This is a genomic window from bacterium, from assembly GCA_024228115.1.
Classification (GTDB): domain Bacteria; phylum Myxococcota_A; class UBA9160; order UBA9160; family UBA6930.
Map to the genome: position 1 here is coordinate 1 of JAAETT010000046.1, position 14,185 is coordinate 14,185.

8 protein-coding genes are annotated in these 14,185 nt (G+C 66.2%); 3 read left to right on the top strand and 5 right to left on the bottom strand.

What is annotated here, in order from left to right:
* Positions 1-106: 106 nt before the first annotated feature.
* Complete coding sequence (locus GY937_01485; protein MCP5055378.1) at positions 107-2,635, bottom strand: AAA family ATPase; 2,529 nt, start codon at positions 2,633-2,635, stop codon at positions 107-109.
* 374 nt (positions 2,636-3,009) lie between these two features.
* Between GY937_01485 and GY937_01490 the strand changes: the two genes are divergently transcribed.
* Positions 3,010-4,674, top strand: coding sequence for a hypothetical protein (locus GY937_01490; protein MCP5055379.1), 1,665 nt, complete (start codon positions 3,010-3,012; stop codon positions 4,672-4,674).
* Positions 4,675-4,830: 156 nt separating this feature from the next.
* On the opposite strand, the gene amrS is transcribed toward GY937_01490, so the two are convergent.
* Positions 4,831-5,922: an AmmeMemoRadiSam system radical SAM enzyme gene (gene amrS, locus GY937_01495; protein ID MCP5055380.1), complete on the bottom strand. Its 1,092-nt coding sequence runs from the start codon at positions 5,920-5,922 to the stop codon at positions 4,831-4,833.
* Positions 5,923-6,002: 80 nt separating this feature from the next.
* On the opposite strand from amrS, the gene amrB reads away from it, so the two are divergent.
* Positions 6,003-7,346 carry an AmmeMemoRadiSam system protein B gene (gene amrB / locus GY937_01500; GenBank protein MCP5055381.1) on the top strand — a complete coding sequence of 448 codons (1,344 nt, stop codon included), beginning with the start codon at positions 6,003-6,005 and terminating at the stop codon, positions 7,344-7,346.
* 71 nt (positions 7,347-7,417) lie between these two features.
* Here the strand turns inward: amrB and GY937_01505 are convergent, their stop codons facing one another.
* Genes GY937_01505 through GY937_01515 form a run of 3 tightly spaced genes read right to left on the bottom strand, consistent with a single transcriptional unit; the run spans position 7,418 to position 12,548 of the window.
* Positions 7,418-10,594, bottom strand: a complete 3,177-nt coding sequence (locus tag GY937_01505) for an efflux RND transporter permease subunit (GenBank protein MCP5055382.1) — start codon at positions 10,592-10,594, stop codon at positions 7,418-7,420.
* Positions 10,591-11,775, bottom strand: coding sequence for an efflux RND transporter periplasmic adaptor subunit (locus GY937_01510; GenBank protein MCP5055383.1), 1,185 nt, complete (start codon positions 11,773-11,775; stop codon positions 10,591-10,593). Before GY937_01510 ends, GY937_01505 begins: the two co-directional genes overlap by 4 nt.
* A complete protein-coding gene (locus tag GY937_01515) occupies positions 11,772-12,548 on the bottom strand; it encodes a FadR family transcriptional regulator (GenBank protein ID MCP5055384.1) in 777 nt (258 codons plus the stop codon). The genes GY937_01510 and GY937_01515 overlap by 4 nt, the downstream gene beginning before the upstream one ends.
* Positions 12,549-12,788: 240 nt before the next feature.
* On the opposite strand from GY937_01515, the gene GY937_01520 reads away from it, so the two are divergent.
* The gene (locus GY937_01520; GenBank protein ID MCP5055385.1) at positions 12,789-13,589 is read left to right on the top strand and encodes a symmetrical bis(5'-nucleosyl)-tetraphosphatase; all 801 of its coding nucleotides are present in this window, start codon (positions 12,789-12,791) and stop codon (positions 13,587-13,589) included.
* The last annotated feature ends 596 nt before the right edge of the window (positions 13,590-14,185 follow it).

A 14,185-nucleotide genomic window follows, 5' to 3' on the forward strand; every position in this document is an offset into this window, starting at 1 on the left:
ATCCTCGGGAAGCCAATCCCGAAGCGAGGGCGGCAGGAGAAGCGACTGGTCCGGCTCGTAGCGTCGAAAGTCTCGCGGCATGGCTCACTCTAGCGAGACTCACCCCTCAATGGCCCTCTGCCGCGCAGACTCCTAGGGCCGACAGGCGAGCCCAGGTGAGATTGCGGCCCGTTCCAATGTGTCGGAGCCCCTCCGTTGCGAGCCTCCATGCAGGAGGCTTCGACTGAGGTCTCACGAGGGCGGAGAGGTCTGCGAGGAACTCGGCCGCGGCGTCGTGCCCTTCCACCTCGGCGAGCACGTCGGATGCCTCGAGAGCGGCTTCCACCGCATCCTCGGGAGACGCCATGCTCCACGCCAAGGCAAAGGCGAGCCGGGGCAGGATCTGCGCGCGACGCGCGTCGCCTTCCGGCAGCAGGTCGCGGGCCATCCGGAGGAAGCGCGCCGTCTCGTCCGGCGCGGCGCCGCTCTCGGCATGATCTGCCGCCGCCAGACAGAATCGAACGCCTCGTTCGGCGCCGGGCAGACCCCGGCTGCGGTGGTACTGCCAGGCGATCTCGCCTACGCGCTCCGGCGCCTCGCCCCACGCGTGCTCCATCTCCGCGGCGATGCGTCGATGGAGACCGAGCTGTCGGGAGGGATTCAGCACCGAGAGCACCGTCTGACGGATGACGTCGTGAGTGAATCCGTACGTGTCTCCTCCGAGCGAACGCACGATCCCCGCATCGAGCGCCTCGTCGAGGGCGTCGAGAGCCGACGCCTCCTCGACGTCCAGCACTCGACGCGTTACCCGGAACGAGAACTCGCCATGGAAGCCGGAGGCGACCGTCAGGAGTCGACTGGTGAGTTCCGAGAGCCGTCCGAGACGGCGCCCGACCACCTGGCGAACGCCATCGGGAATTCCCAGGTCGTCGACCGGGAGCCCTTCCGGCCACCCCACACCTCGTTCTGGTCCGAGCTTGCCCTCGACCATCATCTGGATCAGAAGCTCGCGAATGAAGAGCGGGTTGCCGGCAGTCTGCAGAGTCATCAACGCGACGAGTGCATCCGGAACGTCCCCACCCGTCACGCTCTCCAGTAGCTCCCGGACTGGATGCTTCTCGAGGCCGCCCAGCTGGAGGAGGTCGAGCTTGGCCCGAAGGGTGTCGGATTCGACGAGCTCGCTGAGTGGATGGCCCGCGTCGACTTCGGTGCTCCGGTAGGTTCCGACGAGGAGCAGCCGGCCCGCCCGGGCGCGTCGCGCGAGGCTGCCGAGCATCGCGAGGGTTCCGAGGTCCGCCCACTGCAGGTCATCGACGATGATCACGAGCAGCTCCCCCTCCGAGACCGACAGCAGCAGCGCGGCGACCGCATCGAAGAGACGCTCGCGGGCTTCGTCGCCCGGGATCACGGGCAGGTCGGGTAGCCCCGGCAGGACCCTCCGAAGTGCGGGAATCAAGGGGACCAGGGCGGCGCCGTACGGTCCCAGCGCCGCGACCAGTCGCGTCTCGTCGGTCTCCTGCACGAGCTCGGCGAGGGCATCGGCAAAGGGGCCGTAGGTCCGCTCTCCTTCTCCTTCTCTGCAGCGACCCACCAGCACACGAACACCTCTCCGGGTGGCATGTCGCTCGAACTCCTCCACGAGCCGCGTCTTCCCGATCCCGGGTTCACCGGCGACGAGGAGAAGCCCCCCTCTGCCCGTCCGGGCCCGGTCGAGGGCACGTTCGAGACGCGTCAGCTCTGCATCTCGCCCCACGAATCGAAGCCGCGCGCGGAGCGGCACGATGGCATCGGCTTCGTAGAGCACGGCGAACACAGGCACGGACGTCGCGAACCCCTCGAAGGCTCGGCTGCCGCGGTCTTCGAAGCGAAAGGCCCGCCGGCCGGCCAGCAGCCCGGCAACGGCGCCGCTCACCAAGATCTCGCCTTCGGCGGCCGCGTCGCACAATCGCGACGCGAGGACGGCCGGCGTTCCGAAGGACGCCTCACCGGGGCTTCGGGGAGGGGCCGGGCCTACGTGGACGCCCATGCACAGGGCCCCTTGGCCGTCTCCCCGCCGCGGGCGCGCGATCTGTTGCAGGTCGATGGCACAGCGGACGCCATCGGACACGTCCCCGAACGCGACCAGCCGACCGTCGCCCGACCAGCGGAGCTCGGCGCCGGCGTGGCTCGCCACGCCGGTCTTCAGCTGCTCGTCGATCGAAGCCGACGACGGAACGGCTTCCGGATCTGCGGTGCTCGGGGGCGATCGACTCGAACCGGCAGCCTCGATGCACAGAAACGTCGTCACCGCGGTCTGCGGAATCTCCGCTCGAGAGGCCACCGGGAGCCCGACGCCGCACTCCACTTCTCCCACGAAGCGAAGGCCCCGACCGCGCAGTGTCTGGACCCAGCGTTGACGCTTGCCGTCGTCACCGAGTGCGGACCGGATCTCCTTGAGTGCGCTGGAGATCGCGCTGTCGCTGACGACGACCTCAGGCCAGACGACTTCCAGCAGTTCGGCGCGAGAGACCACGCGGTCGCGCCGATGGATCAGATGCTGAAGCAAGCGGAATGGCGTGGGATGGAGCGCGACGAGGTCTCCTCGACGTCGGAGCTCCCGGCGGGCCTCGTCGAGCTCGAAATCACCAAACACGAACGTCCGCCGTTCGGCTGCCATCGGACCAGTATTCCACAGAGGTCGGGCGCCGGACATCACAGCCGTCGTCCCGAGGAGCACCCTTCGATTGGCCGAGCCCCTCTCTCGGCACGCCCGCTCCGGGTGCAGCCCGAGGCGTTCCGCCACAGAGATCCCACCAGGCACCGCCTGGGTCGGTCGTGGGTCAGAGCGCGGGAGCCCGCCCGACCCACTCCTGCGTCGCCGCCTCCACTACGCCCTCGTCGAGGGCGAAATGGACAGCTCCGCTCGATTCCCAAGTTGTTACCAAGTTGCGGTGGAAGCCCGTGCTTAGGTTTTCGGTGAACGGGGAGAGGGGCCGGCTGCGAACAGCAGGCTGAGCCCATTCCCGAAGGAAGCAAAGGAAGGGGTAGGCGATGCGGATCACGGCTTCGTGCGTGCTTGCAGCGATCGGGATGGTCGTCGGAGCCATGCTGGTGCTGGCGGCGCCAAGTAGCGCCAGCGGAGAAACGAAGCTCCTCGCAGCCGATCCTGCAGTAGGTCGGTGGATGGGCTTCTCGGTCGCGATCGACGGCGACGTGGCGGCGATTGGCGCACCCCGCGACATGGAGAACGGAGTCTGGGCCGGCGCGGTCTACGTCTTTCGACGCATCGCGGGCGCCTGGGTACAGGAGGACAAGCTCGTCGTCTCCGACGCGCAACCCGGCGATCAGTTGGGCTTCTATGTCGATGTCTCGGGCGACCTCATCGCGGCGAGTGCGCCTGCCCAGATCGGAACCCACGCCGGAGCCGTCTACGTATTCCGCCACGATGGGAGCGCGTGGATTCGTGAGGAGCGGCTGACCGCGAGCGATGGCGTCATGCACGACGCGCTCGGCTTCCAAGTCGCGGCCCGCGGGAGCACCATCGTGGCGACAGCGGCGCATCATGCAAGCGACACGGGTGCGGCCTACGTCTTCCGGTTCGACGGATCCAGCTGGGACGAGGAGGTCAAGCTCCAGGCGAGCGATGCCACGGCTGATGACTTTTTCGGAGGAGGGCTTGCTCTCGGAGATGACGTTGTCGTGGTGGGTGCCGAGCGGGAGAACAGCCAGGGCGCTGCCTACGTCTTCCGCCGCTCTACGGGAGTGTGGCAGGAGGAGCAGAAGGTCGTACCGGCGATTCGAACGGGCGGGGACGAGTTCGGTCACTCGGTTGAACTCGAGGGTGACGATCTGGTGGTTGGTGCTCCCTTCCGCGCGGGAGGTGGCTCCGCGTACGCGTTCCGCCGGTTGGCGGGAACCTGGACCGAGACCCAGCTGCTCCTGCCCGTGGGAGGCGAGGATGGTGACGAGTTCGGGCGTCACGTGGTGGGAGGATTGGACGGCGACTCCATGGCCATTGGCGCCTCGGGCGACGACGACCTCGGCGCGAACGCCGGTGCTGTATACCTCTTCGCCCGCCAGGATGGGAGCTGGCAGCCCGCTGGGAAGCACTTCGCTTCTGACGGCTCGGCGGGCGCCGACTTTGGCTGGACGCTGGAGCTGGCCGACGACGAACTCCTCGTCGGAAGCCCGCATCTCCTCACGGCGACCTCGGGGGGCGCTGCGTACGTTCTTTCCGTCGGGGCCTGTGCGGATGGAATCGACAATGACGGCGACGGTCTGGTCGACCTCAGTGACCCGGGTTGCGCCAGCGGTGAGGATCTCAGCGAGAAGGATCTGTTGCTCCCCTGCGACGACGGAGCGGACAACGATGCCGACGGAAGGATCGATTTCGATCCCGTGACATACGCCGATCCTGGCGACGAGAACAGCACCCCGTCTGGCTCGGGGGATCCCGGGTGCATCAGCCCTTCGTGGGGAACTGAAAGCCCCCATTGCCAAGATGGCATCGACAATGACGGAGACGGAAAGAGGGATTACGACGCGGGCCTCTCGGCCAACGGCGTTGCACACGCCGCCGGACCTGACTCCCGTTGCGCTGGCAAGCCGTGGGTGATTCTCGAGGCACTCCCCAACTGCGGCCTCGGCGTCGAGTTGACTCTGGTGCTCGCACCCCTGATGTGGCTCACGAGACGGAGAAGGCTGGTATCCGCGTAGAGCAGGGAGCAGCCCCGATTTCGGGGTTCATTGTCCAGCTGCGTTTCAGGGCATTCTGAGCTGGAGGCGTCGTAGCTGCGACGTCCCTGGGTTCATTGAGTTCTTCCATGACGTGCCCCGACGGGCACGCGTGTTGGCAGCGGGCGCGGGCCTGGCCTAACCGCCGAGCTCGGCCAGCCGAATGGGCATCCGACGGGACCCCCAGTCACCGGGCCGAGCCTCGAAGATGCCGGCACAAGCGGTACCGCAGGCTGCGCAGGCAGCGTCCGCATCGAGGCTCCAGCCCGAAATTTCATAGCCATCGCGCACGATCAGCGCCTCACCACAAGCATGACAACGGGTCGTGCCACCCTCCAGGTCCCGGACGTTCCCGGTGTAGACATAACGAAGGCCGTAGGAGCGGGCGATCCCACGGGCGCGCTCCAGGACCGAAAGGGGCGTCGGCCCGACGTCGCGCATGCGGTAGTCCGGATGGAACGCGGTCAGGTGCCACGGCACGTCCGGACCCAGGTGCTCTCCGATCCACGCGGCCGCGTCGTGAAGCTCCTCATCGCCGTCGTTCTGGCCCGGGATCAGGAGAGTCGTGAGCTCGAGCCACACGTCGGTCTCCTCACGCAGGTAGACGAGGGTGTCGAGCACGGGTGCGAGGCTGGCACCGCAGACATTGCGGTAGAAATCGTCCCGGAAGGCCTTGAGATCTACGTTCGCGGCATCCACATGGGCGAAGAAATCGGCCCGCGCGTCCGGATCGACCCAGCCCGCGGTGACGGCAACCGTCCGGACGTCACGCTCGTGGCAGGCGATGGCGGTATCGACGGCGTACTCGAGGAAGATGACCGGGTCGTTGTAGGTAAAGGCAACACTTCTCGAGCCCGTGGCCACGGCTGCCTGTGCGATCTTCTCTGGCGGCGCCTCGTCGGCCAGGGTGTCGAGCTCGCGACTCTTGCTGATGTCCCAGTTCTGGCAGTAGCGACAGGTGAGGTTGCAACCCGCGGTGCCGAACGAGAGCACCGGAGTACCGGGCAGGAAGTGGTTCAGGGGCTTCTTCTCGATCGGATCGACGCAATAGCCGCTCGAGCGACCCCAGGTCGTGAGCTCGAGATGGTCCTCCTCTCGAGCACGCACGAAGCACAGGCCTCGTTGTCCCACCGCCAGCTTGCAGTGACGCGGACACACGTCGCATTGAATGCGACCGTCGTCCAGGACGTGCCAATGACGCGCCGGTGCACTGGAAGGGGAAACCACCATGCACCCAAGCTCGTGCTGGCGGAAGGGTCGTCAAGTCGCCGTCGGGTTGACGAAACCTGTTGCGTTCCAAGACTGGGGGCATGCACCTCCGGGAACCGGCGGTCGCCGGGACGTTCTACCCCGCTTCAGCGAAGGCGCTCGGGGCGCTCGTTCGGGAGCTTCTCGAAGTCGCGCCGCGGAGTTCATTGCCCCCGCCGAAGGCATTGATCGTCCCCCATGCGGGCTTCGTCTACTCGGGGCCCGTAGCCGCGGGCGCCTATTCCCACCTGGCACCGCTGGACGACGTGATCCAGCGGGTGGTGCTGCTCGGCCCAGCCCATCGGATGGCTGTGCGCGGCCTCGTTGCGCCGGCGGCGGACGCATTGTGCACCCCCCTCGGCGTGGTTTCCGTCGATCGCGAAGCGCTCGACAGCCTCGCGGATCTTCCCCAGGTCACGACGAGCGACGCAGCCCACGCAAACGAGCACTGCCTGGAGGTTCAGCTGCCGTTCCTGCAGATCGTGCTCGGAAGCTTCCAGCTGGTGCCACTGTTGGTGGGACAGGCCAACGACGAAGAGGTGGCCGAGGTGATCGAGAGGCTCTGGGGTGGCCCCGAGACCCTGATCGTCGTGAGTTCGGACCTCTCGCACTACCTGCCCTACGACCAGGCGCAGCGCATCGACTCGGCCACCTGCCAGGCGATCGAGGCACTCGATCTGGAGGCCGTCGGTGAGCAATCCGCCTGCGGCCGGGTCCCGATGCGAGGCCTGCTGCGGGCAGCACGTCGACACGGACTGGTCCCGCACACGCTCGACTTGCGCAACTCCGGCGACACCGCCGGGCCCCGGGACGAGGTCGTGGGCTACGGGGCCTGGGCATTCACGCAAGCCGATGAAGCCTCAACGGACCGCATACTCCTCGAGGTTGCGCGCCGCGCCGTCGAGTTCGGCGTACTGGAGGAGGGCTCCCTGCCACTCGATCCCGAGGCCTTCCCCGAAACGCTTCGTCGGCCGGGCGCCTGCTTCGTGACCCTGCGCCAACCTGACGGTCGCCTGCGCGGCTGCGTTGGAAACCTCGAGGCGGATCAGCCGTTGGTCCTCTGCGTCGCGCGCAACGCCCATCGTGCGGCCTTCCATGACTCCCGCTTCCCCCCGCTTTCCGCGGCCGAGCTAGCGGACCTCCGGATCCACGTCTCGGTATTGGGCGAGCGCGAGCCGATCCCCGCTCGCTCGCTCGCCGAGCTGTGCCAGGCCTTGCGCCCCGCAGTCGATGGCCTCGTTCTCGAAGACGGCCCCTGTCAGGCAACATTCCTCCCCGATGTGTGGAGCGACCTCCCCGAGCCCGGAAGGTTCGTCGGCGCGCTCTGGAAGAAGGCCGGGCTACCCGAGGACCATTGGTCTTCGAAGGCCCGGGCTTGGCGCTACACGACCCGCGAAGTCGGCTGAGTTCATCGATCAAGCCGACGACACGTCAAGCGGAAGAGGAGCGGCTTCCCACCGCGAAGCTCACTCGAACTCTAGCGGCCACCAGCGATCGGAATCGCCTGGGGTTCGACCTCCCGTTTCCGCCGCAAACTGCGTAGATCTTCCAACACCAGGTAGAGGCTGGGGACGAGAAGCAAGGTGACGACCGCGGCAAAGAGCACGCCGTAAGCGAGAGAGATGGCCATCGGGATCAGCGGACGGGCCTGAACGCTGGCTTCGAACATCAAGGGCACGAGGCCGAGAAAGGTGGTGGCCGAGGTCAGGAAGATCGGGCGGAAGCGTTCGGTGCCGGCCTTCAGCACAGCCGCGCGAACGTCCAGGCCTTCGTCTCGCGCCCGGTTCACGAAGTGAACGAGCACCAGGCTCGCGTTGACCACGACGCCCGAGAGGGCAACGATGCCGAGGACCGAGAAGAAGACGACATCCCATCCCATGATGTAGTGGCCGAGCAGGGCGCCCACGGTTCCGAACGGGATCACGCTCATGATGATCAGCGGTTGGGAGTAGGAATCGAGCGGTATCGCCAGCAGCCCGAAGATCAGCAGCATGGCGAGGATGACACCCTTGAGGAGCCCTCCCGCCGCCTTGGCTTGCTCGCGCTGCTCGCCTTCCAGGCGATAGCTCATGCCGGGGAAGGGCTCGAGAAGGCGCGGCAGCTGCTTCTGCACACGGGCCAGGACGGCCTCCGGAGTGGTGACCGTGCGATCGATCTCTCCAGACACACTCACGACACGCATGCGATCCGTACGCCGGATCGATGCAAAGCCGCGCCCGAGATCAACCTCGGCGACGGCACCGAACGGAACCTCGATGCCATCGCGGGTGCGGATGCGCATCGATTCCAACGCGACCAGGCTCTTCCGCTCCTCCTCCGGGTAGCGCAGCATGACGCGTACATCGTGCCGGCCCCGCTGCACGCGCTGCACTTCTTCTCCGTAGAAGGCCTGGCGTACCTGGCGGCCGAGATCGTCGATGGCGAGTCCGAGCGGCCTGGCCGCCGGCTTGACGTTGAGCTTCACCTCCTGTTTGCCGGCGCGATAGGAATCCGCGACGTCGAATACGCCGCTGTAGCTCGCAAGCTCGCGTTTCAATACTCCCGCCGCTGCCGTCAGCTCCTCCACGCTTCCACCGCGAAGCTCGATTTCGAGCGCTTCGCCCGCTGAGAACTGATTGGCGTTCAGCGCGAGCTCGACGGCATCCGGGATCGAACCGATCTCCTCCCGCCAGAGATCGCGGATCTCGAACGCACCGAATTCACGATCCGCGTCGGGGATCAGCGAGAGCGATACTTCGGCCAGGTGCGAGCCACCCACCGCAACGCGCATATCGGGCGGTCCGTCGCGGGCCTGCTGCTGACCGATCGTCGTGAGAACCTGCTCGATGACGCTCGGCCCTTCGCGGCCAGCATCGAGCCTGGCCCGCAGGCGCTCGGCAGCTTCTTCGATCTGCCGCACACCCGCCTCGGTCACCTCCAATGGAATGCCACTCGGCATCGTCACCGTGGCGTAGACGATGTCACCTTCGACGGCGGGAAAGAACTGGTAGCGAAGCCTGCCGCTGGCCAGCAGCGACATCGTGAGGATCATGATGCCCACAGCGGTTGCGAGGGTGAGGTAGCGCCATTCGAGGGTCACGCGCAGGAAACGCCCGTAGGTTTCGCGGGCGAAACGCTCCAGACCGGTGCTGAGCGAGCCCTGGAACTTCTGCCAGGCGGCGACGAAGACGTTCGGCTCGCCCTTCTTGCTCTCGGTACGCCGGTGGGCGAGGTGGGCCGGCAAGATCCATTGGGACTCGATGAGCGAGAACAACAAGCAGAGGATCGCCGTCGAGCCGATGAAACCGAAAAAACTGCCCATCCTTCCTTCGAGGAGAACCAGCGGCAGAAACGCTGCAACGGTCGTCATCACACCGAAGAGAACCGGGACATAGACATCCTGGGTGCCTCGAATCGCGGCTTCGAGCTGTGGCATCCCCTTCTGTTCGTGAGCGTAGACGCTCTCACCGATCACGATCGCGTCGTCCACCACGATGCCGAGCACCAGGATGAAGGCCATCACCGAGAGCGTGCTGATCGTCAGATCGAACATGGGGAAGAACATGAACGAGCCCAGGAAGGCGATGGGCACGCCGGCCGAAACCCAGAGCGCCAGCCGAAAGCGCAGGAACAGGCCCAGGGTGAGGATGACCAGGGCCAGACCACTGCGCGCGTTGCCGAGCAGGGAGTCGAGGCGAATCCTCAGGCTATTCGATTCGTCGTTGAACGGGACGAGGCTCACGCCGGGAGGGAGTTCGCCGCGTTTCTGGTCCAGGTAGGTATAGACCTGGCCCGCGATATCGAGAATGTCTTCTTCTCCCATGCGCTGTGCACTGACGATGACCGTGGGCTGGCCATCCAGACGCGCCTTCAGATCGCCTTCCTGGAAGCCGTCCCGGATGTTCGCGATTTCACCGAGCTCGAGCGTGGTGCCATCATTGCGCGTCAGGACGACGACTTCTTCGAACTCGCGCCCTGTATAGGCCTGGCCCTTCGTGCGCAGCAGGATCTCACCGCCTGCCGACTTGACGGACCCCCCGGGCATGTCGAGCGACCAGCGCCGCACGGCCGTGGCCACCTGATCGAAGCTGAGTCCATGCCGACGCAGCGTGGCTTCGGAAACCTCGATCGAGATCTCATAGGGACGCACGAAATCGAGATCCACTTGCGACACCCCAGGCAGGGCGGCGACCTCGTCACGGATTTCATGGCCGAGCTTCGCAAGAACGAACTCATCCAGATCACCCGTGATCGCGATGCTCACTACCTGGGAGCGGATCTCGAGTTTCGAAACGATGGGCTTCTCGGTCTCCTCGGGCAGGGTGTCCATGGCGTTGATGCGGCTCTGGATCTCGTCGAGGGTCACATCCGTATCGCTGCCCGGGAAGAGCTCGACCGTGACGACGCATGCGCCTTCCACCGCGATGCTCGACATCCGATCCATTTCCTGGAGGCCCTCGATCTCCTCCTCGATCCGGATGCAGACACCTTCTTCGACTTCGGTGGGCGCGGCGCCTTGATACTCGACCGAGACCCGGATCATGTCCATATCGACCGCGGGAAATTCTTCCTGGCGGATGCTCATCAGCGTCAGCGCACCACCGGTGATGAGCAGCAGCATGAGCAGGTTGGCGGCAACCGAGTTGGTCGCCATCCAGGCAATGGCGCGGCTCACTGGCGGGCAGCCTCGACGGGCTCGGTCTGGGGTGCGGCGACTGGCTGGGGATCCACCTTCATGCCGGGCACGAAGGTCGCCACCTGCGATACGCATACCCGGCCACCCGGCGGAAGCGTGGCGCGCACGAGCGCGTCATCGCGCTCCAGCCGAAGCACTTCCACCTCCACCCGATGCAACTGGTCGTTCGCATCGACGATCAACAAATGATTGGCACTGTGCAATGCGCCGCGCGGCACGCGAAGCACGTTCTCGGCCGGCGGGCCCTCGATCTCGGCCTCGACGAACAAGCCCACGGCGAGCGGCGCGGTGCCTACGGCCTCTCCGTAGGGATCTTCGACCCGCGCCACCGCGTGCACCATGCGGCTCTTCGGATCGATCTCACCCTCTGTGCGAACGATGCGCCCGTGCCAGGTATGCGGTGCACCGGCAAAGCGGGCGCGCAGCGTAACGAGGGGACCCTCTGCGACGGCGGCTCCGGCGAAGAGCGGTAGATCCAGGTAGGCAAGTTCCGCGTCGGGAATCGGCAGGCGGATCTCGACGTAGTCCGTGGCGTAGAGGGTTGCGATCGGTTGGCCGCGGGAAAGGAACTGGCCGACGTCGACGTGCTCGGCCCGTACGCGACCATCGAAAGGCGCGCGAATCTCCGTGCGATCCAGATCGCGACGCGCCTGGCGCAGAGCAAGCTCCGCCTCATCGAGCACGGCAGCAGAAACTCTTCCCTGCCGGCGCGCATCGTCGAGCTGCGAAGAGCTTGCAACGCCTTGGCGCGCCAGTTCTTCGCGACGATCGAGGGTGGCTTTGGCGTGCTCCCACTCTCCCTTGGCCCGCTCCAGGTTCGCCCGGGCGCGCGCCAGCGCGGTCTCGTAGTCGTCCCGGTCGAGCCGAAGGAGCGGCTCACCCTCCCTGAAGAACCCGCCAGACACGAGCGACGGCGAACTCCAGATGATGCGACCTGAAACTTCGGGCACCAACTCGGATTCGGTGCGAGGCGCGACGGTCCCTTGTGAGTGAACGATCAGCGGAAGGGATTCTGCGACGACGTCGACGACCCGTACCGCCCGAGCAACTTCCGGCCGAGCGATTTGTTCGACTTCGGGCGCAGTCGCAAGGAGCCCGGCGCCGCCCAACACGGCAACCACGATGACAAGGAAAGGCAGGATCAGCTTCCAACGGTTCAACGATCACTCTCCGGTAGGCGGCCTGGTTCGAATAGATGGGCGAGGCGATGGGTGACGGGTTCGCGCAGCTTTCGTGCCTGCTCCCGGGTCAGGAGCTTGATCACGTTCTCGCGGTGCTGATCCATCAGTTCGCGGACCAGTTCGGAAGCCCTGGCCGCATCCCGTGCTTCCAGAGCGGCATCGAGCTTTCGGGCAAGTGGCGCCAGGAATTCCTGGGGCAAACGCAGCGTCACTTCTTGCTGCGTCTCGAGCCGGTCCCAGAAATGCAGCTTCAGCGCGTGGCCGATCAGACGCAACACGAAGTTCCCACTGGCTTCAACGAGTCCATCGGCCATGCCGTGGATGTGATCGAGGTATTCGATTGGGTCGAGGGCCTCGTCTTGAACCGCGTGAAGATGCGCCCGGATGACGCGGAACTCCGCGTCGCTCCCGCGCCGGACAGCGATCGAGACGCAGGACGAGAAAAGATGGGCGCTGACCTCGAGGACCTGCTCGACCAGTTGGCTGTCCGGCACCTCGTCGAGATCCAGCAGGTCGCCGATGACGTCCATGCTCGCGTGATCGAGACGCCCGACCCGGGCACCGGCTCCCGAGATCTCGACCAGCCCTTGTTGGGCCAGGGCACGGAGCCCTTCGCGAACGGCTCCGCGATGGACCTCGAATTGCTCGGCCAGCTCCCGCTCCGAACGCAAACGATCCCCAGCCCGGTATCGGCCGGTGAGGATGTCATTGCGAAGGCTCTGGGCTACGCGCTGGGCGGCGGTCTCGGGCACGATTCGAAGGATCCCGGGGGCGCGGGAGAGGGCGTGGTCAGACCAGTCTGGTCAGACCATACCCCAGCCCGGCTCTGACGCAAGAGTCGGAAAGAGCGCTCTGTTGGCTACAGGCCCCGGCGTCCACTCCTTCCTCATCTCCTCGGGACCCCGCTTTGCTTCTCGTGGCGGATCGGTGGGCGAGGGGTCGGCAGGTCGCCAGCATTGGCGCGGGCAGGTGCGACCGTCAAGATGGTCCGCATGGCGGTGTATGCGATCGGCGACGTCCAGGGCTGCGACCGGACCCTGGGCCGACTGCTCGACCGGATCGGTTTCGATCCGGAGAACGACCGGCTCTGGTTCGCGGGCGACCTGGTCAACAGGGGCCCGGCGTCGCTGGGAGTGCTGCGGCGGGTGCGCGATCTCGGCGATTCCGCAGTGGCCGTGCTCGGCAATCACGATCTGCACCTGCTCGCCCGTGCCGCAGGCGTGCGCGAGCGCAGCTCGAAGGACACGCTGGAGGAGGTGCTCGCGACGCCGGACCGGGACGAGTTGCTCGACTGGTTGCGCCGGCGACCGTTGCTGCACCGGAACGGCGACTTCGTCCTTGTGCACGCGGGGCTGATCCCGGCGTGGACCGTCGACGAAGCCGCCGCTCTCGCCGCCGAGGTCGAGGCGATCCTCCGCGGCCCCGAGCCCGAGCGCCTCTACGCCGCGATGCAGAGGAAGAAGCGGGACTGGGATCCATCGCTGAACGGAAGCAAGCGTCTGGCCGCGATCGTGCGCGTGATGACGCGCGTGCGCGTCTGCACCGAGGACGGACAGGTCCACGAACCCTTCACCTCCGGCCCGGACGAGGCGCCGGAGGGCACGCGCCCCTGGTTCGACATGCCGGATCGCAGGAGCACCGATCACGTCCTCGTCACGGGCCACTGGGCGGCACTAGGCCGGCGCCTCATGCCCAGCGTCCTGGCGCTGGACAGCGGCTGTATCTGGGGCCGTGAGCTTTCCGCGGTGCGGCTCGACGATCGCGCGGCGTTCGTCGAGCCGCTCGCCGACTAGGAACGCATCGCCCTGCTCCTCGGCGCATACAGCCCGTGAAACGCTGATCTGGTTGCCGAGCAAACCTGAATCGGACGCGAATCCCCTGTTGGAGCTTCTCTCCGTCCGAAGCGCTACTTCTGGAGCCCGCTTTCGATGTCGACTGTGGTCGCGGTGAAGCCGATGTCGCCGAAGACGTGGTCAGGTTCTCGAGATCCGATCCCTCGTCAGCGTAGTGGGTGGTGTCGGAGGCCTTGACCAGTACCGGCGTCGGTGCGGCGAGCGCACCCGCTCCAATCGCTGTAGCGAGGAAGATGCCAGGAGCCGAGGAATGCGCTGGCGAATGCGTTCCCGGCCCAGGCACGACTCGTCCCATTTCATATCCAACAAGGAGACCGAACAATGGCAACCTACTCTGTCGACGAAGTCGAAGGCATTGGCCCGACCTACGCTGCCAAGCTGAAAGAAGCCGGCATCATGTAGACGCTCACTCAGAAGCGTAGAAATCTGATCATTTGGCCGGGGGGCGACGCAGCCCGCCGTTCCGGATTCCGATTCAGATCTTCCGGGTCGAAAGGTCCTTGACCCAGGGCGAACGCCCTCCCGGCTCGACCGGA

Excerpts from the sequence above, each read along its gene's own strand:
- GY937_01520 (MCP5055385.1), top strand. The coding sequence starts at position 12,789 with ATGGCGGTGTATGCGATCGGCGACGTCCAGGGCTGCGACCGGACCCTG.
- GY937_01490 (MCP5055379.1), top strand. The coding sequence starts at position 3,010 with ATGCGGATCACGGCTTCGTGCGTGCTTGCAGCGATCGGGATGGTCGTC.
- amrB (MCP5055381.1), top strand. The coding sequence starts at position 6,003 with ATGCACCTCCGGGAACCGGCGGTCGCCGGGACGTTCTACCCCGCTTCA.
- GY937_01485 (MCP5055378.1), bottom strand. The coding sequence starts at position 2,635 with ATGGCAGCCGAACGGCGGACGTTCGTGTTTGGTGATTTCGAGCTCGAC.
- amrS (MCP5055380.1), bottom strand. The coding sequence starts at position 5,922 with ATGGTGGTTTCCCCTTCCAGTGCACCGGCGCGTCATTGGCACGTCCTG.